The organism is Brucella sp. 22210 (genome assembly GCF_052045675.1).
GTDB lineage: Bacteria > Pseudomonadota > Alphaproteobacteria > Rhizobiales > Rhizobiaceae > Brucella.
This window is the reverse complement of sequence record NZ_JBQEPD010000002.1, coordinates 369,894-395,606: the sequence shown is the minus strand read 5'-3', so window position 1 is coordinate 395,606 and position 25,713 is coordinate 369,894. Positions and strand designations below refer to the sequence as shown.

Genomic DNA, 25,713 nt, shown 5'->3' with positions numbered 1-25,713 from the left:
TATTGCCCCTTATCCGCCGGATGCATTGCCGCATCCAGACGGGCATTGAGATATATTAATCGAAGACTATTCGAATGTTTTTGCTATCTGTCGCAGATTATGCGAATTTTGGCACATCCTGCGCACGTTTTAGCTTTTCATTCGAAGAATATGCATGGCGACACTCGACAGTATAGACCGGAACATCATTCGTTGTCTGCGCCGCGACGGGCGCATGACCAACAGCCAGCTTGCCGCCGAGGTGGGGCTGTCCCAGTCCGCCTGTCTGCGACGGGTGCAGATTTTGGAGGAAGGCGGCGTCATCCGTGGCTATACGGCCATCGTCGGCTCATCGGGCGGTGACGAGCGGCTGGTCGCCATTGTGCGCATAACGCTCGACCGGCAGACGGAAGAATATCTCAACCGCTTTGAAGAAGCCGTGCGGCGGCATCCGGAAGTGCAGGAATGCTATCTGATGACGGGGGATGCGGATTATATTCTGCGCGTCGAAGCTGAAAACGCCGCGGCTTATGAAATCATTCACAAGGAAATCCTGTCGCGCCTGCCGGGCGTGGCGCGCATCCATTCCAGCTTCGCCATTCGCACGGTGCTGCTCTCGAAAGCGCCGTCATCGCGTGCATAAAAAGCAAAAGCCCGGCACTGCCGGGCTTTCTCAATTTATCTGCTGATTGAAGCCGCCGCCACGCACTCCCCTCATCCTGAGGTGCGGAGCGAAGCGAAGCCTCGAAGGACGAGGGCAGGCGCTGAGGCCATTTTCCCTCGCCCTTCGAGACGCTCTCCTTCGACAGGCTCAGGAGAGGCTCCTCAGGGTGAGGGAAAAGGAAGCGTGGTCGCTTAAAAGTTGACCGAATGCAGGACCGATGCGTCGATCGTGTTGATATCGCGCTTGCCGCACAGCGCCATGGTGACGTCGAGTTCCTTGCGGATAATCTCAAGCGCCAGCGAGACGCCTTCCTTGCCCATGGCGCCAAGGCCATAGAGGAAGGGGCGACCGATGAAGACGCCCTGTGCGCCAAGCGCGCGGGCCTTCAGCACGTCCTGACCGGAGCGGATGCCGCCATCGACATGCACTTCGATCTGATCGCCCACGGCGTCGACAATCGGCTTCAGCATGGAAATGGACGACGGTGCGCCGTCGAGCTGGCGGCCGCCATGGTTGGAGACGATGATGGCATCGGCGCCGGTCTTGGCGGCCATCTTCGCATCTTCAACATCAAGGATACCCTTGAGGATCAGCTTGCCGCCCCATTGTTCCTTGATCCAGGCCACATCATTCCAGTTCATCTGCGGGTCGAACTGTTCCGCCGTCCAGGAGGAAAGCGAGGACAGGTCGGTCACGTTCTTGGCGTGGCCGGCAATGTTGCGGAAGGTGCGGCGCTGCGTGCCCATCATGCCCAGGCACCAGCCGGGACGGGTCGCCATCTGCCAGATATGCTTCGGGGTGAACTTTGGCGGGGCGGACAGACCGTTACGGATATCCTTGTGGCGCTGGCCGAGGATTTGCAGGTCGAGCGTCAGCACGAGAGCCGAGCAGCCTGCGGCCTTGGCACGGCCAATCAGGTTCTTCACGAAGTCGCGGTCCTTCATCACATAAAGCTGGAACCAGAACGGCTTCTTGGTCACCGAGGCAACATCCTCGATGGAGCAGATGCTCATCGTGGAAAGCGTGAAGGGCACGCCGAAAGCCTCAGCGGCCTGTGCGGCCAGCATTTCGCCATCGGCGTGCTGCATGCCGGTGAGGCCTGTCGGCGCGAGCGCGACCGGCATGGCCACATCCTGACCGATCATGGTCGTTGCGAGCGAACGGTTGGTCATGTCGACCAGCACGCGCTGGCGCAGCTTGATCTTCTTGAAGTCATCCTCGTTGGCACGATATGTCGACTCAGTCCATGCGCCCGAATCCGCATAATCGAAAAACATTTTCGGGACACGGCGCTGGGCGAGCCGCTTCAGATCGGCGATTTCAACGATGTTGGACATTACTCTTGCCCCTTGTGGTAAGTTTTCTTGACCACTCGCATGAAGGATCGCGCGACTGAAATCAAGTGCGAAGCTACAAAACACCGACATCAATTGGTCGTCAATTGAAGGGTGGGGCTATTTTGCTTATGCTAATAGTCTCCATGATACGTTCGCAGTGGAACAAGGATTGAGACATGAGCAAGGATGGCAAGGGTTCCAAAACCGGCTTTATCGGCAAAAGCTCAAGTGCTGCCGGTGGCTGGGGGGCTCTGAAAAGCTGCGGCAAGCAGCTTCTGGCCAGCGGCGCGCCGCTGACGGGCGCCCGTGCCTTGCTCAAGGCCAATCAGCCTGATGGTTTCGACTGTCCCGGTTGCGCCTGGGGCGATCCGGAACATGGCTCGTCCTTCGAATTTTGTGAAAACGGCGTCAAGGCGGTGGCCTGGGAGGCGACCGACCGGCGCACCACGCCTGCTTTCTTCCGGGACCATACGGTTTCGCAATTGCGCAAATGGACCGATTACGATCTGGAAAATACCGGCCGTCTGACGCATCCGCTCCGCTATAATGCGGCGACCGACAAATATGAGGCGGTTGAATGGGACGAGGCGCTGGAGCGCATCGGCGCGCTTCTGCGTGCGTTCGATCATCCCAACCGGGTTGAGTTCTACACGTCAGGCCGCGCCTCCAATGAGGCTGCCTTTCTCTATCAGCTTTTCGTGCGTGCCTATGGCACCAATAATTTCCCCGATTGCTCCAATATGTGCCACGAAGCCAGCGGTGTGGCGCTGAAACAGTCGGTCGGTGTCGGCAAAGGCACGGTGCTGCTTGAGGATTTCGAGCAGGCCGATGCGATTTTCGTCGTCGGGCAAAACCCCGGCACCAATCATCCGCGTATGCTGGGCGATTTGCGCCGTGCTGCCGAACGCGGCGCGCGCATCGCGGTGTTCAACCCGATCCGCGAGCGCGGGCTGGAGCGTTTTGCCGATCCGCAGAACAAGCTCGAAATGCTCCATGGCGGCAGCGAAGCGATTGCCAGCGATTATTTCCAGCCGCGTCTGGGTGGTGATCTGGCGGCGTTTCGCGGCATGGCAAAGGCGGTATTCGCAGCGGATGACGCAGCGCTCGCCGCAGGTGAGCCGTCCATTCTCGCCCGGGATTTTCTGAGCGCGCATACCGCCGAACTCGAGGCCTATCGCGCCGCCGTGGATGCGACGACGTGGGAGGAGATCGAAGATCAGTCCGGTCTGCTGCGGCAGTCTCTGGAGCGGGCCGCGCAGATCTATATGGATGCCGAGCGCGTGATCTGCACCTGGGCCATGGGCGTGACCCAGCATCGCCATTCGGTGATCACCATCCGCGAGATCACCAATTTCATGCTGTTGCGCGGCAATATCGGCAGGCCCGGCGCTGGCCTGTGCCCGGTGCGCGGCCATTCCAATGTGCAGGGCGACCGCACGGTTGGCATTAACGAAAATCCGCCGCGCGCATTTCTCGATGCGCTGGAAAAGGAATTCGGTTTCGATGTGCCGCGTGAGCCGGGCCATAATGTCATCGGCGCCATTGGCGCGATGCTGGACGGCACGGCACAGGCCTTTATTGGCCTCGGTGGCAATTTTGCCCGCGCGACGCCGGACAGCCCGATCATTGCGAAAGCGCTGTCGAGCCAACGCCTGACTGTGCATATCGCAACCAAGCTCAACCATTCGCATCTGGTGCCGGGGCAGGATTCGTTCATTCTGCCATGTCTTGGGCGCACTGAGATCGACCTGAATTCCAAGGGCGTTGCCCAGATCGTCACGGTCGAGGATTCCATGAGTATGGTGCATGGATCTGGCGGCATCAATGCGCCAGCCTCGCCGCATCTGCGGTCGGAAGTGGCAATCATTGCGGGCATGGCCAATGCGACGCTCGGCCCCAAGCCTGTCAACTGGCTGGAAATGGCCGACGATTACGATCTGATCCGCGACCGCATTGCGCGGGTGCTGCCTGATTTCTACGACTTCAACAAGCGTGTGCGTGTGCCGCGCGGTTTCCATCTGCGCAACACGGCGCGTGAACTGGAATGGAATACGACGAACGGCAAGGCCACTTTCTGGACCGGCGCACTGCCGGAAGCCATCGAGCACCAGCAGGCACGTGGGCGTCCGGGTCGTTATGTGTTGCAGACCTTCCGCAGCCACGACCAGTACAACACGACCATCTACGGCATGGATGACCGCTATCGCGGCGTCTATGGCGAGCGGCAGGTCGTGTTCATGAATCCGCTCGACATGGCGGATATAGGTGTCGAAGCGGGCGACCGCGCCGATATTGTCGGTGACTTCGTCGATGGTCTGGAACGCGTCGCGCGCGACTTCCGTTTTGTGCCCTATGACATTCCGCGCGGTTGTATCGCTGGCTATTATCCGGAGATGAATGTGCTCGTGCCGATTGGCAGCTCCGGCGACGAGAGTTTTACGCCGACCTCGAAATCGGTGATCGTCTCGTTCCGGCCGGTACAGCCCGTCGCCGCTTGATGGATCAAGCCGCCGCCGACTATATGGCGCTCGTCGAAAAGCTGACCGGCAATGCGCCGGACCTGTCTTCGCTTGGTGCAGGCATTATTGCTGCGCTGGCGCTGGGCGTTGCCGCCGACAGCCGCGGTTTCGCACGGGTGCTGGGGGTTGCGCATGCGCTGGTGCTGCGTGAGGTGAACCTGCTTGGCGCAGACGGTGGCTATATCGTGATCACGCAGCGCGATCCGCGCACCCAGCGCACGCGCTACGAACTCAGCTCTGCAGGCCAGCAGTTGGTCGATAAAATCTAGAACCAATCCGCTTCCAATTTGAAGAGTTATTCGGTTGCGTCCCGCCGGGCGCGGCCCTGTTACGCCCATGGACTGGCAAAATCGCCAGCGGGAATGGGCGCTTGGGTATTTCATAAAAACATCACTTGCTATTGGTTCTATATAGGTTCTATCATGTCGGCCATGAATAGAACCACCTTGATCACTTCCATTGAAGAGCGCGGCCTGCACGATCCGCAGCGGACGGGGCCGCTTTATCGCAATCTGGCGCGTATTTTGGGTGAGCTGATCGAGGAGGGAAAGCTGGCCCCTGCGGTTGGTCTGCCGCCAGAGCGTGATCTGGCCGAGGAGCTTGGGCTTGGGCGCATCACGGTGCGCAATGCCTATAAGGAACTGCTGGCGCAAGGCGCCGTTGAATCCCGGCGCGGCAGCGGTACATTCGTTGCAGAGCGTCCAGCGCGCATCAGCCAGCATCTGTGGCGGCTGACATCGTTTTCGGAGGACATGCTTTCGCGCGGCAAGGAGCCGGGCGCGCGCGTGGTGACGAACCGTATCGACAAGCCGTCGCCGGATGAAGCCTTCCGGCTGGGCGTCGGCGTGGATACGTCGATTGTGCGGCTTGACCGTCTGCGCCTCGCCGATGGGGTGCCGATGGCTTTTGAGCGCGCCGTGGTGCCGCGCCATTATCTGGATACGGATCGTGTCGATGAAGCATCGCTTTACGGTGCGCTGGCCCGGCGCGGTTACAAGCCTGTGCGCGCCTTGCAGCGACTGACTGCCGTTACGCTTGATCCCGGCACCGCGCGTCTTCTCGGCGTACATCGCGGCGCTCCGGCGCTTTTGATTGAACGCATCTCGCATCTCGATGACGACCGTATCGTCGAATACACCCGTTCGCATTATCGCGCCGACGCCTATGACTTCGTCGCTGAACTGAAAATTGGAGAATGATCATGGTGAACCAACCATCCCTCATGTTGCAGGAAACCGAGCAATCGCCTGCGGTGGTTGCAACGCTTCTGGAAAAGGAAGCCGGTACGCTGGCCGAGATCGCAAAGATTTTCGCAAAGAATGAACCGGTGGTCATCACGACGGCAGCGCGCGGTTCTTCCGATCATGCGGCGACATTCTTCAAATATCTGATGGAAATCACCACGGGCATTCCGGTCGCCTCGATCGGGCCTTCGGTTGCTTCCGTCTACGGCTCCAAGCTGAAGCTTGCCGGTGGCGTGCATTTTACTGTTTCGCAGTCTGGCGCCAGCCCCGACATCGTGGCCGCACAGGCGGCAGCCAAAAAGGGCGGTGCGACGACAATTGCCGTGGTCAATGTGGTGGACAGCCCCCTTGCGAAAGAGGCGGATCTGGTTCTCGCGCTGAATGCTGGCGAGGAAAAGAGCGTCGCGGCCACAAAGTCTTTCATTGCCGCCGTTGCAGCCCTTTCGGGCGTGGTGGCTGCCGCCAGCGGCGATGCCGATCTGCGTGCCGGTTTGCAGCGTCTGCCGGAAGCGCTTGCCGCAACCCGCCCGGATGGGCGCGAAGCGGTCGAGAACCTTCTGTTCAATGCGCGCTCGCTTTATACGGGCGGTCGCGGCACGGCCTATGCCATTGCGCTGGAAGCTGCCCTGAAGGCCAAGGAAACCGCCAATATCCACGCCGAGGCTTTCTCGCTGGCCGAGCTGATGCACGGTCCGATGCGATTGGTCGAGGAGGGCTTCCCGATCCTGTCCTTCCTGCCGCGCGATGAGGCTTTCGACACCAATATTCAGGCTCTGAAGCGGCTGCATTCCTTTGGCGCGAGCATCGTGACACTATCCGATGCCGAAACGCCGGGCTTCCGCCTGCCATCGGCCAGCACGGGCAGCCCGCATCTTGATCCGCTGGTCTCGCTCATCAATTACTACCGCGTCATTGAAGCGGTGACGCGCCGCAAGGGTTTTGACCCCGACAAGCCGCGCAATCTCAACAAGGTCACGGTGACGGTATGACGAAAAAATCAGCAATCGCCGGTGCGCGGATTTTCGATGGCGAGCGGTTTCATGACCAGTCCGCCCTTGTCTTCAGCGACGGCAAGGTTGAAGCCATTGTGCCCGAAGCAGCCCTTGGAGAGGCCCATCAGGTCGAGCGCCTGAAGGGTGGCGTCATTGCGCCGGGTTTCATCGATGCGCAGGTGAATGGCGGCGGCGGGCGTATGCTCAATGATCAGCCGACGCCTGAAACCATGTTCGTGATTGCCGAAGGTCACCGCAAATACGGCACGACCAGCCTGCTGCCGACGCTCATTACCGACACCACGATTGTGCGTGACCGCGCTATCGAAGCCGCAGTCGAAGCGGTGAAAGCCGACAAGGGTGTCGCAGGCCTGCATCTTGAAGGGCCGCATCTGGCGCCTGCGCGCAAGGGCGCGCATCTGGCCGAGCTGATGCGCCCGGTCGATGACGCTGACATCGCGCTTTACATCCATACGGCGGAGCAAATCGGTACATTGCTTGTGACCGTCGCTGCCGAACAGGTCACGCCCGAACAGGTGCGCCGTTTGAGCGATGCCGGTGTTGTGGTCAGCATCGGCCACAGCGACACGACGGCGGAAGAAGCCTTCAAGCGCTTTGATGCCGGTGCGCGCAGCGTGACCCATCTCTTCAACGCCATGAGCCAGATCGGTCATCGCGCGCCGGGTCTTGCCGGGGCGGCGCTCGATCATCCGGATATCTGGTGTGGGATCGTTGCCGATGGTCATCATGTCGATCCGATGGCGCTGCGGCTCGCGCTGCGCGCCAAGCGCGGCGAAGCCCATCTGTTCTTCGTGACGGATGCGATGTCGCTGGTCGGCTCCAATGCGACAAGTTTCGAAATCAATGGTCGCGCCGTGCATCGCGTGCCGGGCGGCATCTGCCCCAAGCTGATCCTGTCCGATGGCACCATTGCCGGTTCCGACCTCGATATGGCCTCGGCGGTTCGCTTTGGCGTGGCCGAACTGGAGCTGACGCTGGCTGAAGCCCTGCGCATGGCGAGCCTTTATCCGGCACGGTATCTGCGGCTTGCAGATCGCGGATTGCTGCGTCCGGGCATGCGCATGGATGCGGTGCATCTTGATGATGGGTTGTTTGCGAAGACAACCTGGCGCTCCGGCGTGAAACAGGCAGCCGGGTGAGGGGAAAGCAGATGACCGCTATAACAGACCGCTATTTCAACGATCTGATTGCCCGTCTGACGAGCCTGCGTGACCGTCTGGCCGAGCCGATGGAAAAGGCAGCCGACCTGATTGCCGCCGCCGCGCGCGCTGACCGCCGGGTCTATGTGTTCGGCACCGGCCATTCCCATATGATGGCGGAGGAGCTGCATTATCGCGCCGGTGGTCTGGCGATCACCGTGCCGATCCTCTGTGGCGCGATAATGTTGCAGGATGGTGCAGTTGCCAGCTCGCATTTCGAGCGGATTGAAGGCGCGGTGCTGCCGATCCTCGATCGCTATGGCATTCGGGAGGGCGACGTGTTGATCGTCGTTTCCAATTCCGGCGTCAATGCCGCACCAATCGAAGCGGCGCGCTATGCCCGCGAGAAGGGGGCGGCGGTGATCGCGGTCACTTCCGTCACCTATTCCAGCGCGATTGCCAAGGGGCGCACGCAACTGCTTTCACTCGCGGATGTCGTTCTCGACAATGATGCGCCTGCGGGCGATGCCGTGCTGGAAGTGGAGGGCAGCGCCCTGAAGGTGGGACCGGTTTCCACCGCGCTTGGCGTGACGATCCTGAATGCGATCTTTGCCGATGTCGCATCCCGTCTCGTGGATGATGGTGCCGCTCCGGTCTATCTCAGCGCCAATATGCCGGGCTCCGGTGACGTGAACCGGGAACTGGTCGCGCGGTATCGGGATCGCAATCCGCATCTTTAAGTGTCTGATCCAAAAGTCGCCATGCCGGCCTGTAAATGGCAATTTCTACGCTTCCGGTGCTCACGTACCCAAAAGTACGTTGCGCTCCGGTTCTCGAAATCACCATTTTCGCCACGGCCTGCCGCTTTTTGATCCAGACACAACAAATAAGAGCAATCTTTCTTCCAAAGTTGCTTGATAGCGCAATCCGGTCAGTGCATTACGCATTCTGGCATGGCGGAGACCGCATCGTGAACTAGTTTCAAGGCGCGCGCTTTGGCCCGCGCCTTCGAAAACTGAGGAAGTCCGATGCATAATTTTGTCCTGACCGTCACCTGCAAGTCCACCCGCGGCATCGTTGCTGCAATTTCGGGTTATCTTGCGGCCAAGGGTTGCAACATCATTGATAGCGCCCAGTTCGACGATCTCGATACGGGTCGTTTCTTCATGCGCGTCAGTTTCATTTCGGAAGAAGGCGTAGCGCTCGAGACCCTGAGCGAAGGCTTCCAGCCCGTCGCCGCGCCGTTTGAAATGGATTTCGATTTCCATGACAACGCCAAGCGCACCAAGACGCTTTTGATGGTGTCGCGCTTCGGCCATTGCCTCAATGATCTGCTCTATCGCTGGAAGATCGGCGCGCTGCCGATCGATATTGTTGGCGTGGTGTCGAACCATTTTGACTACCAGAAGGTCGTGGTGAACCATGACATTCCGTTCCACCACGTAGCCGTCACCAAGGCCAACAAGCCCGAAGCCGAACAGCGCCTGATGGATATCGTCAACGATACCGGCACGGAGCTGGTCGTTCTGGCACGCTACATGCAGGTTCTGTCCGACCAGCTTTGCAAGCAGATGTCTGGCAAGATCATCAATATTCATCACTCCTTCCTGCCGTCTTTCAAGGGCGCAAACCCTTACAAGCAGGCCTATGAGCGCGGCGTGAAGCTGATCGGCGCGACGGCGCATTACGTCACCGCCGATCTCGACGAAGGCCCGATCATCGAGCAGGACGTGGCGCGCATCACGCACGCGCAGAGCGCTGCCGATTATGTTTCCATCGGTCGCGATGTCGAGGCGCAGGTGCTGGCGCGTGCGGTCCACGCCCACATCCACCACCGTTCATTCCTCAACGGCAACCGTACCGTGGTCTTTCCGGCGAGCCCTGGCTCGTTCGCGTCGGAACGCATGGGCTGATATTGCCATTGGATAAATATAAAAGGCGGCTCATTGAGCCGCCTTTTTGCTATCTGATAATTGATCATGAATTGTTGGAATAGATTGCGGAGAGTAATAATATAAAAGGTAAATTGTAAAATTTATTTGGAGTGGGTTTATGAAAAAATATTTTACATTTTTCTTCGCAATGCTTTCGTTCAATATTGTCAGCCACGCTTATGCTGGGGATGAAAAATTGAAAGACGGCGACTTTGTTTCCACACAGAGCGAGTGTGAATCGAAGTGTGATGGACAATGCTTGCAGACAAGCAATCACTGGATGTGTTCCGGTATCCCTAAGTAGCGAGCGGTTACACTAAACTCTTCGACATCCGGGCGAAGTCCCGGAGTGAAACGTGCAGATATAAAAAAACCCCGCCGGAGCGGGGTTTTCTTTTGACCGTTGATCAGGATCAGTCGATGTCGAAGGAAACGCCCTGTGCGAGCGGCAGTGCCTTCGAATAGTTGATCGTGTTGGTTGCGCGGCGCATATAGCCCTTCCACGCATCCGAACCGGATTCACGACCGCCGCCGGTTTCCTTTTCGCCGCCGAATGCACCGCCGATTTCGGCGCCCGAAGTGCCGATATTGACGTTGGCGATGCCGCAATCCGAACCTTCAGCCGAAAGGAAGCGCTCAGCTTCCTGCAGGTTCAGTGTGAAGATCGAGGACGACAGGCCTGCGCCAACTTCGTTATGGCTCGCCAGAACGTCGTCGAAATCGGAATACTTCATCACATAAAGGATCGGAGCGAAGGTTTCTTCGAGAACCGGGCCTTCCTGCTTCGGCATTTCGACGATGGCCGGACGCACATAGTAAGCGTTTTCATGGCCGCTATCGACGCGCTCACCACCCTGAACCTTACCGCCGTGAGCGGAAGCTTCCTTGAGGGCCTTCTGCATGTTGTCGAAGGCAACCTTGTCGATCAACGGACCGACCAGAGCAGTGGTTTCAAGCGGCGAGCCGACAGAAACGCTGGCATAGGCCTTCTGCAGACGCGGGACGAGAGCGTCATAAACGCTTTCATGAACGAACAGGCGACGCAGCGTCGTGCAGCGCTGGCCAGCGGTGCCCATGGCGCCGAAAGCAATTGCGCGCAGCGCCATGTCGAGATCGGCCGACGGGCAGACGATACCGGCATTGTTGCCGCCGAGTTCGAGGATCGCGCGAGCGAAACGCTTGGCAAGACGCGGACCAACTTCGCGGCCCATGCGGGTCGAGCCAGTGGCCGAGAGAACCGGAACCTTCGGGCTGTCCACGAGGACTTCGCCGATTTCGCGGTCACCGAGCAGAACCTGCGAGAGGCCTTCCGGTGCATCGCCGAAGCGCTTGAGGGCGCGCTGGAAGATCGCATCGCAGGCGAGAGCGGTGAGAAGGGTCTTTTCAGACGGCTTCCAGACAACCGAGTTGCCGCAAACGATGGCGAGAGCCGCGTTCCACGACCAGACGGCCACAGGGAAGTTGAAGGCGGAGATGACGCCGACAACGCCGAGCGGATGCCAGGTTTCCATCATGCGATGGCCAGCGCGTTCGGTTGCAATCGTCAAGCCGTAGAGCTGGCGCGACAGACCGACAGCGAAATCGCAGATGTCGATCATTTCCTGGACTTCGCCGAGGCCTTCCGAAGTGATCTTGCCAGCTTCGATCGAAACGAGGCGGCCGAGATCTTCCTTGGAAGCGCGCAGTTCTTCACCCAGAAGACGGATCAGTTCGCCGCGCTTCGGTGCCGGAACATTGCGCCAGGCGCGAAAGGCTTCATCGCCCTTGTCGATGATCTTGGCAGCGTCGTCCTTGCTGTGGGTCTTGACGGATGCGATCTGCTCGCCCGAGACCGGGCTGAAACCAGCAAGGTTGCCTGCGGTGTAAACGGCAGCGTCAACACCGAGCTTGGCGAGAAGCTCTGCGGCTTCCTTCTTCACGTCGACTTTTCTGACAGCGGTGTTCATAGCTTTCCTCTCTATGTCTTAACTTTACTCTGCCGCTTCAAGGCCGCCGAGGCGGGCCTGTACGGCTTCGATGGATTCACGTTCGATACGGGCGTAATGCTCGAATTCGTTGAGAACCTTGGCGCCAAGGTCTTCTTCAAAGCGCTTCTGGTTCGGGCTTTCCACGAATTCCTGCGTGTCGTCATCGCCCAGATTGGACTGGAATATACCGGCAGCGCTGACCGGCAGGAAGTCTTCATAGGTCAGCGGGTCGAACTGAACCGCGCCAGCGGCTACAAGAAGCTCGATATCGGTGTTCGGCTTGAAGCTTGCAAGCTTTGCGGCATCCTTGACCGAATAGGCGAAGTAGCCGAGGCCCGCTTCACGAATGCCAGCCCATGTATCCGGGAAAGCCGCGAATGTGTCGCTCAGCGCCTTCACATAGGTGCTTGCATTGGAGCCATCCGGGGCCGGACGGGCAATGGCGCGGGTGTCGTTGAGAAGCTTGTCGTAAAGGCCGCGCCCCTTTGGCGTCAGGGCAATGCCGCGCTGTTCGATTTCACCGAAACGGGCGGTGTGCGAACCGGGGGTCCACTGACCGTCGCTGCCGATGAAGGATACTTCTTCTTCCAGCGCCTTGAACGAGGTCTGGCGCAGGAGGATCGGGCACTTGCGGGTTGGCGGGCCTTCGACAACAGCCTTCGGATTGATGCCCCGTTCCGGCATCTGGTCCTGCACGGCGTCGATGTCGAGCGTGCGTGGTGTCAGATGGTTGATGTGCGGGCCCTTGAACGAAACAACGTCGGCAATCAGGCGGTGTGCATCATGCAGGCGATGATAAAGCTCGGTCGAGACATTGGCGTGATCGTGCCAGCGGAAGGTTTCCAGCACTTCGGCCACGAACGCCTTGGCGTCGGCATCATTGAGGCCGCCTTCGGCTTCTGCCTTCTCGACGAGCGCTACCGCGCCCGCGGTAAAGATGTTGCGCTTGGCCAGAACGTCTTCCGACTCCGCACGCAGCTTCTCGTCGGCGATGAGGTCGAGACGCAAAAGCGAGGTGAAGACGCGGAACGGATTGTGCTTCAGCGCGGCATCGTCAATCGGACGAAAAGCGGTGGAGTGAACGGGAACGCCAGCCGCGCTCAGGTCGTAATAGCCGACCGGGAACATGCCCATGACCGCGAAGACGCGGCGCATCATGGAAAGTTCAGCAGCGGTGCCGAGGCGAATAGCGCCATGACGCTCTTCGGAAATACGCTCCAGCGAGTCGGTTTCCGTCAGGCGTTCGTGCAGATGGCTATCGTCCGCCAGAACCTTGGCGTTCACATCTGCGACGAGTTCCATCAGGGTGCCGTAGGCAGGCACTTCTTGCTTGTACATGCCGGACATCGCAGCCGAAAAGGCGGAGCGAATGGCGTCTGGCGATACGAATTTCTGCGCGTTCATGGCGTATGCTTCCGTAGAACTTGGATCGTCTTTGTAGGGGTCATATTCAGCATTGCGAAAACATGACGGGATTATGATGAAAATGTATCATATCAGCCGCTTTCCGGTTATGATTGCGCCGAAAGCAACTATGTTAATGCGAGATTGGAATGAAGCTAAGCAGGAGACTGATTCCGGACATCGCCACTTTGCAAGCCTTTGAATGTGCTGCACGGCATGGCAGCTTCACCCAGGCGGCCAATGAACTCAATCTCACCCAGAGCGCCGTCAGCCGTCAGATCAAGGATCTGGAAAGCCAGCTCGGCGTGCTTCTGTTCGAGCGTATCCGCCAGCGCATTCTCCTGTCAGATGCGGGGCGCAAGTTTCTGCCGGAAGTTCGGCGTCTTCTCAACCAGACCGAAGATACGATGTTGCGCGCCATGGCTTCGGCGCAGTCCACATCGTCCTTCAGCGTCGCAACCTTGCCGACATTTGGCACGCGCTGGCTGATGCCGCGCATTCCCGATTTTGTCGAGAAACATCCGGGCATTGCGATCAATGTGGCATCGCGTTCGGGCGTTTTTGATTTCGAGGAACAACCGCACGATCTTGCCATTCACTATGGGCAGCCGGTCTGGGCGCACGCAACCTGCACGTTTCTGTGCAGCGAGGTGATTGTGCCCGTCGCAAGCCCGCGCCTGCTGGAAGCGCGCCATCCGGCCGCGCCGGAAGATCTTGAAAGCGAGCCGCTTCTGCATCTCGCGACACGCCCGAAAATGTGGGCGCAATGGTTCGAAAGCTGCGGCGTCGAAGGGCAGTCAGCCTATCGGGGGCACCGTTTCGATCAGTTCTCGATGGTGATTGGCGCGGCTCTGGCCGGTCTCGGCTTTGCGCTTCTGCCGCTTTATCTGATCGAGCAGGAGCTGCGCGATGGCGATCTGGTGCTGCTTTTCGAAAAGCCCATGCGCACGGAGAATGACTATTATCTCGTTGTGCCGGAAGGAAAACTGGAGAACCCGCTGACCCAGGTGTTCTGCCAGTGGATCGCCGGGCAGGTGGGCAATACGGACTATTCGGCACTGGTTCATTCCAAACTGGAATGAATTGTTGCGCAATTAGCGCTGTCCATCCGGCTTTCGCGGCGTGAAATAGATGCAGTCGGGTGGATAGCCCGTTTTCCAATATATGAAATGGTTGCTCTCAATGTTGAACGATCCGCGCTCTCATGGTCTTTGGGAAAAGACCGCTCCGGCTGCTCCGAAGACCACGTCGCTGCAAGGCGACCTGACGGCCGACGTGGTGATTGTGGGCGGCGGTTTCTCCGGTCTTTCCACGGCTTTGCATCTGGCGGAAAAGGGCGTGAAGGCGATCGTCCTTGAAGGTATTGAGATCGGCTTTGGCGGTTCGGGTCGCAATGTGGGTCTGGTCAATGCCGGCATGTGGGTGATGCCCGATGATCTGCCGGGTGTTCTCGGCGAAAAATACGGTGCGCGTCTGCTCGATGTTCTGGGCAATGGCCCGAAGCTGGTTTTCGAAATCATCGAGAAAAACAAGATTGCCTGCGAAGTCGAAAAGCAGGGCACGCTGCATTGCGCCGTGGGCGCAAAGGGTCTGAAGGAACTGGAAGATCGCTGTGAGCAATGGGCGCGTCGTGGCGCCAATGTGAAACTGCTCGACGCTAGAGAAACCGAAGCCAAGGTCGGCACCAAGGCCTATGCGGGTTCGCTGCTTGATCTGCGCGCCGGTACGATCCAGCCGCTGGCCTATGTGCGCGGTCTGGCCCATGCGGCAGTTGGTGCAGGTGCACAGATTTTCACGGGCAGCCCGGTGGTTGGCGCTGAAGAAAAGAACGGCAAGTGGACCGTCAAGACCGCCAAGGGTTCGGTCACGGCGGACTGGGTGGTCGTTGCCACCAATGCCTACACCAATGCGCCATGGGCCGAAGTCCGCGCCGAACTGGTGCATCTGCCTTATTTCAATTTTGCAACCACGCCGCTCTCCGACAATCTGAAGAAGAGCATTCTGCCGGAACGGCAGGGCGCGTGGGACACGAAGGAAGTTCTGTCGTCCTTCCGTTTCGACCAACAGGGCCGTCTGGTGTTCGGCAGCGTCGGCGCCCTGCGCAATACGGGCGCTTCCGTGCACAAGGCCTGGGCGAAGAAGTCGCTCAAGCGCCTGTTCCCGCAGATCGGCAATGTCGAGTTCGAAGCGGAATGGTATGGCAAGATCGGCATGACCAATGACAGCCTGCCGAAGTTCCACCGTCTGGCGCGCAATGTGGTCGGCTTCTCGGGCTATAATGGTCGCGGCATCGTGCCGGGCACCGTGTTCGGCAAGATCCTGTCGCAGCTCGTTTCGGGCGAAATCAAGGAAGACGATCTGCCACTGCCGGTCAGCGATCCCAAGGCGCAGAATTTCCGTGGTGTTCGCGAAGCTTACTACGAAGCAGGCGCGCAGATCGCCCATGTCGCAGAAATGGTAATTTGATTTTTCTGCACCCCTGCGGCTTGTCATAAAACCGCAGCGCAAATCCTCTATTGCGATGCGCATCGTCTCCAGATTGGAGGGGTGCGGATCGCTGATAGGCAAGAACATTCAATGCCTTAAAAGCCTTCCGATGGACGTGATTCCGCCGGAAGGCTTTTTTGCTTTCCGAATTTACGACGCAGGATGTTTGACAGGTGCAGCATGAATAGAAATGATCGTGCCTATCGCCATAACAGTATCTGCGCGCTATCAGTTCGCACGCGGCAGGGCTGCGCTGGCATTGCCGGCCATGCTGGCGAGCATTACACCGAAATTCGAGGAGCAAACCCCATGAACAAGATGCTGAAGCGGGCCGTCGCCGTACCTGCGCTTCTTGCTCTATCCATCGCTGTGGCACAGGCCGACACGCTGACGCTTTATACCTCGCAGCCTGAAGCGGATGCGACCAAAACCGTCGAGGCTTTCCGCAAGGCCAATCCGGAAACGGAAGTGCAGATTTTCCGTTCCGGCACCAGCGAACTCCTCACCAAGCTTGCCGCAGAATTTTCCGCCGGTGCGCCGCAGCCAGACGTGCTGCTGATCGCCGATGCGGTGACCATGGAAGGCCTGAAGAAGGACAAGCGTCTGCTCGCCTATCCGGAAGCCAAGGTCGATGGTTTTGCAGCCGACGCCTATGACGCCGACAAGACCTATTTCGGCTCCAAGCTGATCACCACCGGCATTGCCTATAATACCGGCGCATCGCAGAAGCCGGAACATTGGGCTGATCTCGCCAAGGCCGATTATAAGGGCCAGGTGGTCATGCCGAGCCCGCTTTATTCGGGCGCAGCGGCTTACCTGCTGAGCGGTTTTGCGCTCAACAAGGATCTGGGCTGGGATTACTTCAAGAATCTCAAGGCCAATGAACTGGCAAGCGTGAAGGGCAACGGCGCGGTACTGAAGTCTGTTGCCAGCGGTGAAAAGCCTTACGGCATCCTCGTCGACTTCATGGCGCTCAACGCCAAGGCCAAGGGCTCGCCGGTCGAGTTCGTGTTCCCGTCAGAAGGCGTGCCTGCCGTGACCGAGCCGGTCGCCATCATGGCCACTGCCAAGAATGTCGATGGAGCCAAGAAGTTCGTTGACTTCATCCTCTCCGACGACGGCCAGAAGCTGGCGCTGGATCAGGGCTATCTGCCTGCCAAGGAAGGCGTTGGCCGTCCGGCCTGGCTGCCGGAAGGCACCAAGATCAACATCATGTCTATCGACACCCAGAAGGTTCTCGATCAGACTGATGCCGACAAGAAGCAGTTCTCCGAGCTGTTTGGCGGATAAGGCATTTCGATGCGTATCATGAAAGACCTTCAGGGCCGCGATGCGGCCCTGATTGTTGGCGTAACACTGATCGTGGCGGTTCTGTCGCTTCTGCCGATGGGCAGGCTGCTGGTGGAGCTTGTTGCGCCGCAGGGCCAGTTTTCGACATCTGTTCTGGTTGAGACGCTGGGCAGCCAGTCGACATGGGTTGCGACATGGCATTCCCTGCAAATCGGTATTGGCGGTACGTTGCTGGCGCTTGCCTTCGGCATTGCCGCGGCCTTGCTGGTGGGCCTCACCAATATGCGCGGCCGCAATCTCTTCGTGCTTTTCTATGTAACGCCGCTGTTGATCGCACCGCAGGTAACGGCGCTGGCCTGGCTCCAGCTATTCGGGCCGTCGAGCCAGTTTCTTAAACTCCTCGGCATGGCGCCGCCGCTTGGCAGTCGCAATCCGCTCTATTCCGTCTGGGGCATTATCTTTCTGCTCGGCGTGCAATATGGGCCGCTGGTTTTCCTCATCGTGCGGGCAGGCTTGCGCAAGCTGCCGCGTGAACTGGTCGAGGCCGGTTTGAGCGCAGGTGCGAGCAAATGGACCGTGCTGCGCACCATCATATTGCCGCTGATGACACCGTCGATCATCGGCGCTGCCGCTCTGGCCTTTGTCTCCTGTGTCGGCAATTTCGGCATTCCGGCCTTTCTGGGCATTCCGTCGAATTATCTCGTCCTGCCAACGCTGATCTATCAACGTCTTGCCGGTGGCGGGCCATCGGTCCTGTCGAGCGTTGCCGTATTATCGGTGCTGATCGGGCTGATCGCCATGGCGGGCATCGCAGCGCAGGATTATGCATCGCGCAGGCGCGATTTCCGCATCGTCTCCACATCGCTGCCCGCAGCACCTTTCGCGCTCGGCCCCTGGCGTCTGCTGGCCGAAGTTGTGGCATGGCTGATGATTGTCGTTGTACTCGCGCTGCCATTGATCGGGTTGACGCTTTCGGCGCTGGTCCCGGCCTATGGCGTGCCGCTGACTTTCGCCACTGCGACATTTGAAAATTTCCGCTTCGTGCTCATGGAACATGGTGGAGCGGCGCGCGCCTTCGGCAATAGCATCCTGCTGTCGCTGATCGCAGCGCTATTCGCCGTTCTGATCGCCGTGCCGCTTGCCTATATGCTGGCCTGGCGCAAGCGGCGCTGGACGCCGGTGCTCAATTTTGCCGCTGAGTTGCCCTATGCTCTTCCCGGCGTCGTGCTGGCGATTGCCTGTCTGCTGCTGTTCCTGAAACCGCTGCCTGTAATCGGTGTCAGCCTGTACAATACGCTCTGGATCATCCTGTTTGCCTATCTCGCGCGCTTCTTTGTGCTGGCGCTGCGGCCAACGGTTGCCGGTCTGCACCAGATTGATCGCGCGATGGAGGAGGCGGCACGCGTTGCAGGTGCGGGGCTTTTCTATCGGCTGCGCACGATTATATTTCCTCTTGTCGCACCGGCGACGCTTGCAGGCGGCGTGCTCATCTTCATGACCGCGTTTTGCGAGCTGACGGTTTCTGCGCTTCTCTGGGCGTCGGGATCGGAAACGCTGGGTGTGGTGATGTTTTCTTTCGAACAGGCGGGTGATTCCGCCTATGCGGCTGCCTTGTCCATTGTGGCCGTTGCGGTGACATTCATGCTGATGCTTGCAACAAATCTGTTTGCGCGGCGTCTTCCAAACGGAGTCCTGCCATGGCGCGACTGAAGATCGACCAGGTATCCAAGACGTTCAACGGGTTTCAGGCTCTGTCCGGCGTGACACTGGATGTGAATGACGGCGAGTTCGTTGCCATTCTCGGACCTTCCGGCTGCGGCAAGACCACGCTTCTGCGCATGATTGCGGGTTTCGAGGAAGTTGACGGCGGTGAAATCAACATCGGCGATAAGCGCGTCTCCCATGCAGGCGGCAACGTGCCGCCGGAAAAGCGGCAGGTCGGCATCGTCTTCCAGAATTATGCGCTCTGGCCGCATATGACCGTGGCGGAAAATGTCGGCTACAGTCTGCGCGTGGCCAAGGTTGCCAGGGCCGAGCGGGAACGCCGGGTGAGGCAAGCGCTTGCGCTGGTCGATCTCGACGGTTTCGGTGATCGTCGTCCCGCCAATCTCTCCGGCGGACAACGCCAGCGCGTGGCGCTCGCCCGCTGTCTGGTGGCAGCGCCGTCGCTGGTGCTGTTCGATGAGCCGCTGGCCAATCTCGACGTGCATCTGCGCGCCTCGATGGAAGACGAGTTCGCCGCCTTCCACAAGCGCACCGGAACGACGATCATCTACATCACCCATGATCAGGCGGAAGCCATGGCGCTTGCCGACCGCATCGCGGTACTCGATCACGGCAAGCTTCAGCAGTTCGATACGCCGCGAAAGCTCTATGAAGAACCTGCCAGTGAAATGGTGGCCTCCTTCATCGCCCATGGCATGGTTCTGCCTGCCGAAGTGGTGTCTTTTGCGCAAGCGGGACATTGCGAAGCGCTGGTGCTGGGCAGCCGCACGCAGGTGCGCTGTTCAGGCATCGAAATGCCACGCGCCAATGCGCAGCTTTGCGTGCGGGCTGCCGATCTGAAACTCACCGAAACCGGTGGAATTCCGGTTCGCGTGAAGCGTTCTGTTTATCGCGGCGGTGGTTCGCGCATTGAGGCCGAAGTCATAACCAAGCCGGAAATTGCACTTCATTTCGAAGTGCGCGATCCGGTTCGGCTGGAAGAGGGCGACGAGGTTCGTATCGCGATCTGCGGCGGCTGGATCATCCCGACCGAAGATATGCCGGTGAGAAAAGCTTCAACCGGCTTTCCAATCGGCAATAAAATCTGACACTAACCAAAACATGTAAGTCTTCTTGTGAGAAGCGAGGTTGCCATATAAGCTCAGGCTAATATTTTTGCTGGAGGGGAGATGGCGGCAGCCCGTTTTTCCAATATTGATGGCTTGCGTGCGATAGCCGCAACATCAGTTGTGTTTCATCACTTCTTCGCCGATATACTGCATCACGCGACCTATAAGGACACGCCGTTATTCGGCATATTGATGTCCTTGGTCACAAGCTTCGACTTTGGCCGTTTTGGCGTGGTTCTGTTCTTTCTGATCAGCGGTTTTGTGGTGCCGTTCAGCATCCGAAGCGGCAATAAGGGCGAGCATCCGATCCGGCGTTTTGCCATAGGGCGCTTCTTCCGCCTCTATCCGGCTTTCTGGCTGTCTCTGGCTTTCATGTGGGCCCATCTGACGTTCACGGGCGACAGTCCGGAACTGAAAACACTGGCCGCCAATGTGACCATGGCGGCAAATATGTTCGGCCAGCCCTGGCTGTCGGGCGTTTATTGGACGCTCTTCATCGAGCTTGCCTTCTACGTCCTGATCGCGCTGGCTTTCATGGCGGGCATCTTGCGCCAGCCATTGATGATCTTCGCCGCCGGGTTATTGCTGGCGGCTTCCACCGGCGTGCCGTTCATGTTGCGCTCGTTCGGCATCAACTTGCCGGTGATCTATATCGGGCTGCATTTGTCGTTTCTGTTTTGTGGCCTGCTCTTGCGTCTCGCCGTTATCGAAAAGGCGCCGCATGCGGTCTGGACCGCGCTGGTGCTGGCCATCGTGCAGATGAGCATTATCGGTTCGATTGGTGATTTCTCGCTGGCCCGGAACGACACATTCTTCATCGTCGGCAAGTTTCCGGTCATTGCCGCCTATATCGCGGCCTATGCGGTTTTTCTGCTGTCACTCTGGACCATGCGACCGAAATCCGAAATTTTGGCAGCGACGGGTGAGATCAGCTATTCAATCTATCTCTTTCACGTCCCGGTATTCTGGACGATCTTTCTGTTCCTGCCGCCGACCGGCTTGTGGAGCGACCTGATAACGATGGTGCTCTGCGTGGTGGCTGCCTTTACCGTTTCCAGCCTGACCTATCGTTTTGTCGAAAAGCCGATGATCGCCTTTGGCCGACGGTTGGCCGGGCAGGCAAAACGCCCGGTGCCGCAGGTACAAAACTAGAGCATTTCCAGCAAAAGTGCGTAGCGGTTTTGCGTAGGATAATGCGTAGAAACAAATAGATAAGCGCATCACGAAAAGTGTGAAACGGCCTTCACGTGGGTTGTGAAGGCCGTCTGGTTCTTATTTCTTCTTCATCGCTTCCAGCAGTGCAGCGCCGAACCCGCCCGTTGCGGGCTGTTCCTGCTTGCGCTGCGGCGTGAAGTTCTTGGCCGGGCGTTGGTCGCGGGTGCTGGGACCACGCTGAGCAGGGGCTTCGCCGCCATCTTTGCGCCCGGTGGCATCGCCACCGTCTTTGCGCATGGAAAGGCCGATGCGCTTGCGCGGCACATCCACTTCCGTCACACGCACCTTCACCACATCGCCCGCTTTCACCACTTCATGCGGGTCTTTGACGAAACGGTCTGCGAGCTGCGAGACATGCACAAGGCCGTCCTGATGCACGCCGATATCCACGAAAGCGCCAAAGGCGGCCACGTTGGTCACGGTGCCTTCCAGCATCATGCCGGGTTTCAGGTCCTTGATATCGTCAATGCCGTCGGCAAAGGTCGCGGTCTTGAATTCCGGTCGCGGATCGCGGCCCGGCTTGTCCAGTTCGGCAATGATGTCGCGTACGGTCGGCAGGCCGAAACGTTCATCCACGAAAACCCGCGGGTCGAGGCTTTTCAGCGCCACGCTGTCGCCCATCAGCGCACGCACATCGCGACCGCATGCGGCAACGATCTTCTTCGCCACGCCATAGGCTTCCGGGTGAACCGATGAAGCATCAAGCGGTTCGCTGCCGTTCGGAATGCGCAGGAAGCCCGCGCATTGCTCGAAAGTGCGGTTGCCAAGACGCGCGACTTTGAGCAGTTCCTTGCGGTTCTTGAAAGCGCCTTCGGCATCGCGATGGGCCACAATTGCCTCGGCGATGGATGTGCCAAGCCCCGACACGCGGGCAAGCAACGAGGCGGATGCCGTATTGAGATCGACACCAACCGCATTCACCGCGTCTTCGACAACGGCGTCGAGGGCGCGGGCAAGACGTATCTGATCGACGTCATGCTGGTACTGGCCGACGCCGATTGATTTCGGCTCGATCTTAACGAGTTCGGCCAGCGGATCCTGCAGGCGGCGTGCAATGGAAACCGCACCGCGCAGCGAAACGTCCAGTTGCGGGAATTCCAAGGCGGCGGCTTCCGATGCCGAATAGACCGATGCACCCGCTTCTGAAACGATGACCTTCAGCGGTTTTGGCGCTGGCATGTCCGACAACATGTCCACGACGAGACGTTCCGTCTCGCGGCTGCCGGTGCCATTGCCAATCGCGATGAGTTCTATTCTGTGCTTGCGAACGAGGCTGGCCAGTTCAGCCTGTGTGCCACGCACGTCGTTTCTCGGCGGGAAGGGATAGACCGTGGTGGTGTCGAGCAGCTTGCCCGTGCCGTCGACCACCGCTACCTTGACGCCGGTGCGGATGCCCGGATCGAGGCCCATCGTGGCGCGCGAACCGGCGGGTGCGGCCAGCAACAGGTCTTTCAGATTGCGGGCGAACACATTGATCGCCTCTTCTTCGGCGCGCTCGCGCAGATCGCGCATCAGGTCGAGCGAAAGCGAGAGCGACAACTTCACGCGCCATGCCCAGCCTGCCACTTCCATCAGCCAGCGATCGCCCGGCAGCGTGCCGCCAATCGCATAGGCGGCAGCGATCTTGCGCTCGACGGGTTTCACAGGTGAGGTATCGTCGGCATCGATTTCGATGTCGAGCGACAGAAAATCCTCGTTGCGTCCACGCAGCATGGCGAGCGCACGGTGACCGGCGACGGTGGCCCAGCGTTCGAAATGATCGAAATAATCCGAAAACTTCGCGCCTGCCTCCTGCTTGCCGTCGACAACACGTGAACGCAGAACGGCACGGTCCTTCAGATAGTTGCGCAGATTGCCGATCAGCTCGGCATTTTCCGCAAAACCTTCGGCAATGATGTCGCGCGCGCCATCGAGTGCTGCTTTTACATCGGCGACTTCGCCGGTGACATAGGACGCGGCTATCTCGGCAGGCACAAGGCGGCGGTCGGTGAGGATCGCCTCGGCCAGAGGTCCAAGGCCGCGCTCGCGGGCGATTTCCGCACGGGTGCGGCGCTTCGGCTTATATGGCAGATAGAGATCTTCCAGCTCGGCTTTGGTCTGGACATTGGCGATCTTCAATTCCAGTTCGGGTGTCAGCTTTTCCTGACTGCGGATGGATTCCAGAATGGATGTGCGGCGGGCTTCAAGCTCACGCAGATAGGCAAGGCGTTCGGACAACTGACGCAACTGCGTATCATCGAGCCCGCCGGTGACTTCCTTGCGGTAGCGCGCGACGAAGGGCACGGTCGAGCCTTCGTCCAGCAGACCGATAGCGGCGAGTGCCTGCTCTGGCCTTGCGTTGATTTCCGCCGCGATAATTCCGGCAATGCGCTTGCTGTCGTCCGCCATCTTCATTCCAATCTCAAATATTTGCAGCGAACATAGTCGGATGTCCGTTCGGCGCAATCAAGGCGGTATCGATGTTCCACAGGAAAGGCGGCAGTTTGGCCGTTCACGCCGATGTGAACACCTCCCCCCTTTTTAAATCGGGTTTCAGCGATATCTATATCGTGAAATGACGATATGCATTAGATCAGCGAGGTGATTGCAATGTCGGACGTTCAATCTACGGTCTCGGCGATACCCTTGGATGAGATATTCAAGGCACTTAGCAATCCGGTGCGTCTCGAAATTTTGAGCTGGCTCAAAGAGCCGGGGAAACATTTCTCCGCTCAGCACATGTCTTTGGAGATGGGCGTGTGCGCGGGCCAGTTCGAACGGTGTGGTCTGTCTCAATCCACCGTTTCAGCCCATTTGTCCGTGCTGACAAAAGCGGGGCTGATAACGCCCCATCGTGTCGGCCAATGGACGTTCTACAAACGCGACGAAGAGGCGATTGCCGCCTTCATCGCGTCGCTATCCGGTCTTTGACCAGTTCTTCCCGTTTGACCAACTTTTCCAACTTGAAGGAAATGCACTATGGCCACCTTGTTCGATCCTGTCACCGTCGGTGATCTGAAGCTTGCCAACCGCGTTGTGATGGCGCCGCTGACGCGCAATCGCTCGCCGCGCGCCGTGCCGAATGATCTCAATGTCACCTATTACGAGCAGCGCGCCAGTGCTGGCCTCATCATCACCGAGGCAACGCCGATCAGTCATCAGGGACAGGGCTATGCCGATGTTCCGGGTCTTTATTCGGCCGAGCAGCTCGCTGGCTGGAAGCGGGTGACCGATGCCGTTCACACCGCCGGTGGCAAGATCGTTGTGCAGATGTGGCATGTGGGCCGTATTTCCCACAACACCTTGCAGCCGAATGGCGGCAAGCCGGTCGCACCTTCGGCGATCATTGCCAAGTCGAAGACCTATCTGGTTCATCCTGATGGCACGGGCGAATTCGCACCGACCTCCGAGCCGCGCGCGCTGGAAAAGAGCGAGATTGCAGAAATCGTCGCCACCTATGCCAAGGCTGCCAAGGATGCGATTGACGTTGCCGGCTTCGACGGTGTCGAAATTCATGCGGCCAACGGCTATCTGATCGACCAGTTCCTGCGTTCGGGCAGCAATCAGCGCACAGACGAATATGGCGGCTCGATTGAAAACCGCGCGCGCTTCCTGTTCGAAGTGGTCGATGCGATCACCAAGACGGTCGATGCAGGCAAGGTTGGTATCCGCCTTTCGCCGGTCACGCCCGCCAATGACGCATCGGATTCCGATCCGCAGCCATTGTTCGATTATGTCATCGACAAGCTTGCCGCGTACGGCCTTGCCTATGTTCATATTATCGAAGGCGCAACCGGCGGTCCGCGTGACTTCCAGCAGGGCCCGCAGCCTTTCGACTATGCTCACCTGAAGCAGGTCTATCGCGACGCTGGCGGCGATGCCGCCTGGATGGTCAATAATGGCTATGACCGCGAGCTGGCCGAGGAAGAAATTGCCCGCGGTCGCGCCGATCTGGTGGCATTCGGCAAGCCGTTCATTTCCAATCCGGATCTCGTGCGTCGTCTGAAGGAAAATGCGCCGCTCAACGAACTGGACCAGCAGCATATGTATGGCGGTGGCGCCAAGGGCTATACGGATTATCCGGCGCTCGCCTGATATTGAAAACAAAAAAGCCCGGTCGCGCGACCGGGCTTTTCTTTACGATACTTGAATAATCAGAGCCTGGCGCGGGTCGAACGCGGCGTGGCCAGCAGAAGATTGGTTTCGCTGGCCTTGATGCCGGGCACAAGGCGGATCCGACGCAGCACTGCATCGAAGTCGGTGAGGGTGGCCGCGCCCAGCTCAACCACCAGATCAAAACGACCATTGGTGGTGTGGACGGCGGAAATTTCAGAGAAACCGCCAAGCGCCTTGACCACACGGTCGGCGACATGGCCCTCGATTTCGATCATCATGATGCCGCGCACCGGCAGGTCGACAGCGTCCGAGCGCAGAATGACCGTATAGCCCAGAATATCGCCTGAACGCTCCAGTCGCTCCATGCGCGCACGTATCGTTGCGCGGGAAACGCCAAGGTCTATCGCAATGTCGGATATGCTGCGGCGGCCATTATGGCGCAAAAGCGTAATAAGCTTTTCATCCAGATCGTCCATAGTTTCTCCAATTTGAAAAGCCAATCCGACATTCTGATAAACCAAACCGATAAAATTGCCAATCCGGTTGGTTCACATCGCCAAATAAAAATGATGAATCTTGGAGCAATAATCAG

The 25,713-nt window shown here is 58.8% G+C and carries 21 protein-coding genes; 16 read left to right on the top strand and 5 right to left on the bottom strand.

Annotation, left to right across the window (positions count from 1 at the left end):
- The first annotated feature begins 154 nt into the window (after positions 1-154).
- Positions 155-622, top strand: coding sequence for an Lrp/AsnC family transcriptional regulator (locus ACTJKP_RS04770; RefSeq protein ID WP_078338830.1), 468 nt, complete (start codon positions 155-157; stop codon positions 620-622).
- 212 nt (positions 623-834) lie between these two features.
- Here ACTJKP_RS04770 and ACTJKP_RS04765 read toward each other — a convergent pair whose 3' ends face one another.
- A complete protein-coding gene (locus tag ACTJKP_RS04765) occupies positions 835-1,980 on the bottom strand; it encodes an alpha-hydroxy acid oxidase (RefSeq protein ID WP_078338829.1) in 1,146 nt (381 codons plus the stop codon).
- Positions 1,981-2,156: 176 nt separating this feature from the next.
- On the opposite strand from ACTJKP_RS04765, the gene ACTJKP_RS04760 reads away from it, so the two are divergent.
- The 7 genes from ACTJKP_RS04760 (at position 2,157) to purU (ending at position 9,808) form a co-directional block, all read left to right on the top strand.
- Positions 2,157-4,478 carry an FdhF/YdeP family oxidoreductase gene (locus tag ACTJKP_RS04760; RefSeq protein WP_440629845.1) on the top strand — a complete coding sequence of 774 codons (2,322 nt, stop codon included), beginning with the start codon at positions 2,157-2,159 and terminating at the stop codon, positions 4,476-4,478.
- A complete protein-coding gene (locus tag ACTJKP_RS04755; protein ID WP_440629844.1) occupies positions 4,478-4,768 on the top strand; it encodes a hypothetical protein in 291 nt (96 codons plus the stop codon). The genes ACTJKP_RS04760 and ACTJKP_RS04755 overlap by 1 nt, the downstream gene beginning before the upstream one ends.
- 162 nt (positions 4,769-4,930) lie before the next feature.
- Positions 4,931-5,698: a GntR family transcriptional regulator gene (locus tag ACTJKP_RS04750; protein ID WP_078338879.1), complete on the top strand. Its 768-nt coding sequence runs from the start codon at positions 4,931-4,933 to the stop codon at positions 5,696-5,698.
- Positions 5,699-5,703: 5 nt separating this feature from the next.
- On the top strand, positions 5,704-6,732 hold the full coding sequence (locus ACTJKP_RS04745; RefSeq protein ID WP_440629885.1) for an SIS domain-containing protein: 1,029 nt from the start codon (positions 5,704-5,706) through the stop codon (positions 6,730-6,732).
- Entirely contained in the window at positions 6,729-7,895 is a 1,167-nt protein-coding gene (gene nagA, locus ACTJKP_RS04740; protein ID WP_440629843.1) for an N-acetylglucosamine-6-phosphate deacetylase, read from the top strand. Before ACTJKP_RS04745 ends, nagA begins: the two co-directional genes overlap by 4 nt.
- Before the next feature lie 11 nt (positions 7,896-7,906).
- The gene (locus tag ACTJKP_RS04735) at positions 7,907-8,635 is read left to right on the top strand and encodes an SIS domain-containing protein (protein ID WP_440629842.1); all 729 of its coding nucleotides are present in this window, start codon (positions 7,907-7,909) and stop codon (positions 8,633-8,635) included.
- A 288-nt stretch (positions 8,636-8,923) separates the two neighbouring features.
- On the top strand, positions 8,924-9,808 hold the full coding sequence (gene purU / locus ACTJKP_RS04730) for a formyltetrahydrofolate deformylase (protein ID WP_078338824.1): 885 nt from the start codon (positions 8,924-8,926) through the stop codon (positions 9,806-9,808).
- 434 nt (positions 9,809-10,242) lie between these two features.
- Here purU and amaB read toward each other — a convergent pair whose 3' ends face one another.
- Together amaB and hglS are read right to left on the bottom strand one after the other, a co-directional pair.
- Positions 10,243-11,775 (bottom strand): L-piperidine-6-carboxylate dehydrogenase, encoded by a 1,533-nt coding sequence (amaB, locus tag ACTJKP_RS04725; RefSeq protein WP_078338823.1) that lies wholly within the window; start codon positions 11,773-11,775, stop codon positions 10,243-10,245.
- Positions 11,776-11,799: 24 nt separating this feature from the next.
- Entirely contained in the window at positions 11,800-13,200 is a 1,401-nt protein-coding gene (gene hglS / locus ACTJKP_RS04720) for a 2-oxoadipate dioxygenase/decarboxylase HglS (RefSeq protein ID WP_440629841.1), read from the bottom strand.
- A gap of 149 nt (positions 13,201-13,349) precedes the next feature.
- Here hglS and ACTJKP_RS04715 point away from each other — a divergent pair, with 149 nt between their 5' ends.
- The 6 genes from ACTJKP_RS04715 to ACTJKP_RS04690 all read left to right on the top strand — a co-directional run bounded on the left by ACTJKP_RS04715 (position 13,350) and on the right by ACTJKP_RS04690 (position 20,963).
- Positions 13,350-14,282: a LysR family transcriptional regulator gene (locus ACTJKP_RS04715; protein WP_440629840.1), complete on the top strand. Its 933-nt coding sequence runs from the start codon at positions 13,350-13,352 to the stop codon at positions 14,280-14,282.
- 100 nt (positions 14,283-14,382) lie between these two features.
- Entirely contained in the window at positions 14,383-15,666 is a 1,284-nt protein-coding gene (locus ACTJKP_RS04710; protein ID WP_138785408.1) for an NAD(P)/FAD-dependent oxidoreductase, read from the top strand.
- Positions 15,667-15,996: 330 nt separating this feature from the next.
- Positions 15,997-16,977: an ABC transporter substrate-binding protein gene (locus ACTJKP_RS04705; protein WP_280994220.1), complete on the top strand. Its 981-nt coding sequence runs from the start codon at positions 15,997-15,999 to the stop codon at positions 16,975-16,977.
- 9 nt (positions 16,978-16,986) lie between these two features.
- On the top strand, positions 16,987-18,687 hold the full coding sequence (locus ACTJKP_RS04700) for an ABC transporter permease (protein WP_440629839.1): 1,701 nt from the start codon (positions 16,987-16,989) through the stop codon (positions 18,685-18,687).
- Complete coding sequence (locus ACTJKP_RS04695; protein WP_440629838.1) at positions 18,675-19,790, top strand: ABC transporter ATP-binding protein; 1,116 nt, start codon at positions 18,675-18,677, stop codon at positions 19,788-19,790. Before ACTJKP_RS04700 ends, ACTJKP_RS04695 begins: the two co-directional genes overlap by 13 nt.
- A gap of 81 nt (positions 19,791-19,871) precedes the next feature.
- The gene (locus ACTJKP_RS04690) at positions 19,872-20,963 is read left to right on the top strand and encodes an acyltransferase family protein (RefSeq protein WP_440629837.1); all 1,092 of its coding nucleotides are present in this window, start codon (positions 19,872-19,874) and stop codon (positions 20,961-20,963) included.
- 120 nt (positions 20,964-21,083) lie between these two features.
- On the opposite strand, the gene ACTJKP_RS04685 is transcribed toward ACTJKP_RS04690, so the two are convergent.
- Positions 21,084-23,414, bottom strand: coding sequence for a Tex family protein (locus tag ACTJKP_RS04685; protein ID WP_440629884.1), 2,331 nt, complete (start codon positions 23,412-23,414; stop codon positions 21,084-21,086).
- A gap of 201 nt (positions 23,415-23,615) precedes the next feature.
- On the opposite strand from ACTJKP_RS04685, the gene ACTJKP_RS04680 reads away from it, so the two are divergent.
- Together ACTJKP_RS04680 and ACTJKP_RS04675 are read left to right on the top strand one after the other, a co-directional pair.
- On the top strand, positions 23,616-23,936 hold the full coding sequence (locus tag ACTJKP_RS04680) for an ArsR/SmtB family transcription factor (RefSeq protein WP_440629836.1): 321 nt from the start codon (positions 23,616-23,618) through the stop codon (positions 23,934-23,936).
- A 48-nt stretch (positions 23,937-23,984) separates the two neighbouring features.
- Positions 23,985-25,100, top strand: coding sequence for an alkene reductase (locus ACTJKP_RS04675; protein ID WP_440629835.1), 1,116 nt, complete (start codon positions 23,985-23,987; stop codon positions 25,098-25,100).
- A gap of 59 nt (positions 25,101-25,159) precedes the next feature.
- On the opposite strand, the gene ACTJKP_RS04670 is transcribed toward ACTJKP_RS04675, so the two are convergent.
- On the bottom strand, positions 25,160-25,597 hold the full coding sequence (locus tag ACTJKP_RS04670) for an Lrp/AsnC family transcriptional regulator (RefSeq protein WP_078338814.1): 438 nt from the start codon (positions 25,595-25,597) through the stop codon (positions 25,160-25,162).
- Between the last annotated feature and the right edge of the window lie 116 nt (positions 25,598-25,713).

Coding starts and splice junctions, on each gene's coding strand:
- ACTJKP_RS04770 (WP_078338830.1), top strand. CDS start 155: ATGGCGACACTCGACAGTATAGACCGGAACATCATTCGTTGTCTGCGC.
- ACTJKP_RS04765 (WP_078338829.1), bottom strand. CDS start 1,980: ATGTCCAACATCGTTGAAATCGCCGATCTGAAGCGGCTCGCCCAGCGC.
- ACTJKP_RS04760 (WP_440629845.1), top strand. CDS start 2,157: ATGAGCAAGGATGGCAAGGGTTCCAAAACCGGCTTTATCGGCAAAAGC.
- ACTJKP_RS04755 (WP_440629844.1), top strand. CDS start 4,478: ATGGATCAAGCCGCCGCCGACTATATGGCGCTCGTCGAAAAGCTGACC.
- ACTJKP_RS04750 (WP_078338879.1), top strand. CDS start 4,931: ATGAATAGAACCACCTTGATCACTTCCATTGAAGAGCGCGGCCTGCAC.
- nagA (WP_440629843.1), top strand. CDS start 6,729: ATGACGAAAAAATCAGCAATCGCCGGTGCGCGGATTTTCGATGGCGAG.
- ACTJKP_RS04735 (WP_440629842.1), top strand. CDS start 7,907: ATGACCGCTATAACAGACCGCTATTTCAACGATCTGATTGCCCGTCTG.
- purU (WP_078338824.1), top strand. CDS start 8,924: ATGCATAATTTTGTCCTGACCGTCACCTGCAAGTCCACCCGCGGCATC.
- amaB (WP_078338823.1), bottom strand. CDS start 11,775: ATGAACACCGCTGTCAGAAAAGTCGACGTGAAGAAGGAAGCCGCAGAG.
- hglS (WP_440629841.1), bottom strand. CDS start 13,200: ATGAACGCGCAGAAATTCGTATCGCCAGACGCCATTCGCTCCGCCTTT.
- ACTJKP_RS04715 (WP_440629840.1), top strand. CDS start 13,350: ATGAAGCTAAGCAGGAGACTGATTCCGGACATCGCCACTTTGCAAGCC.
- ACTJKP_RS04710 (WP_138785408.1), top strand. CDS start 14,383: ATGTTGAACGATCCGCGCTCTCATGGTCTTTGGGAAAAGACCGCTCCG.
- ACTJKP_RS04705 (WP_280994220.1), top strand. CDS start 15,997: ATGAACAAGATGCTGAAGCGGGCCGTCGCCGTACCTGCGCTTCTTGCT.
- ACTJKP_RS04700 (WP_440629839.1), top strand. CDS start 16,987: ATGCGTATCATGAAAGACCTTCAGGGCCGCGATGCGGCCCTGATTGTT.
- ACTJKP_RS04695 (WP_440629838.1), top strand. CDS start 18,675: ATGGCGCGACTGAAGATCGACCAGGTATCCAAGACGTTCAACGGGTTT.
- ACTJKP_RS04690 (WP_440629837.1), top strand. CDS start 19,872: ATGGCGGCAGCCCGTTTTTCCAATATTGATGGCTTGCGTGCGATAGCC.
- ACTJKP_RS04685 (WP_440629884.1), bottom strand. CDS start 23,414: ATGGCGGACGACAGCAAGCGCATTGCCGGAATTATCGCGGCGGAAATC.
- ACTJKP_RS04680 (WP_440629836.1), top strand. CDS start 23,616: ATGTCGGACGTTCAATCTACGGTCTCGGCGATACCCTTGGATGAGATA.
- ACTJKP_RS04675 (WP_440629835.1), top strand. CDS start 23,985: ATGGCCACCTTGTTCGATCCTGTCACCGTCGGTGATCTGAAGCTTGCC.
- ACTJKP_RS04670 (WP_078338814.1), bottom strand. CDS start 25,597: ATGGACGATCTGGATGAAAAGCTTATTACGCTTTTGCGCCATAATGGC.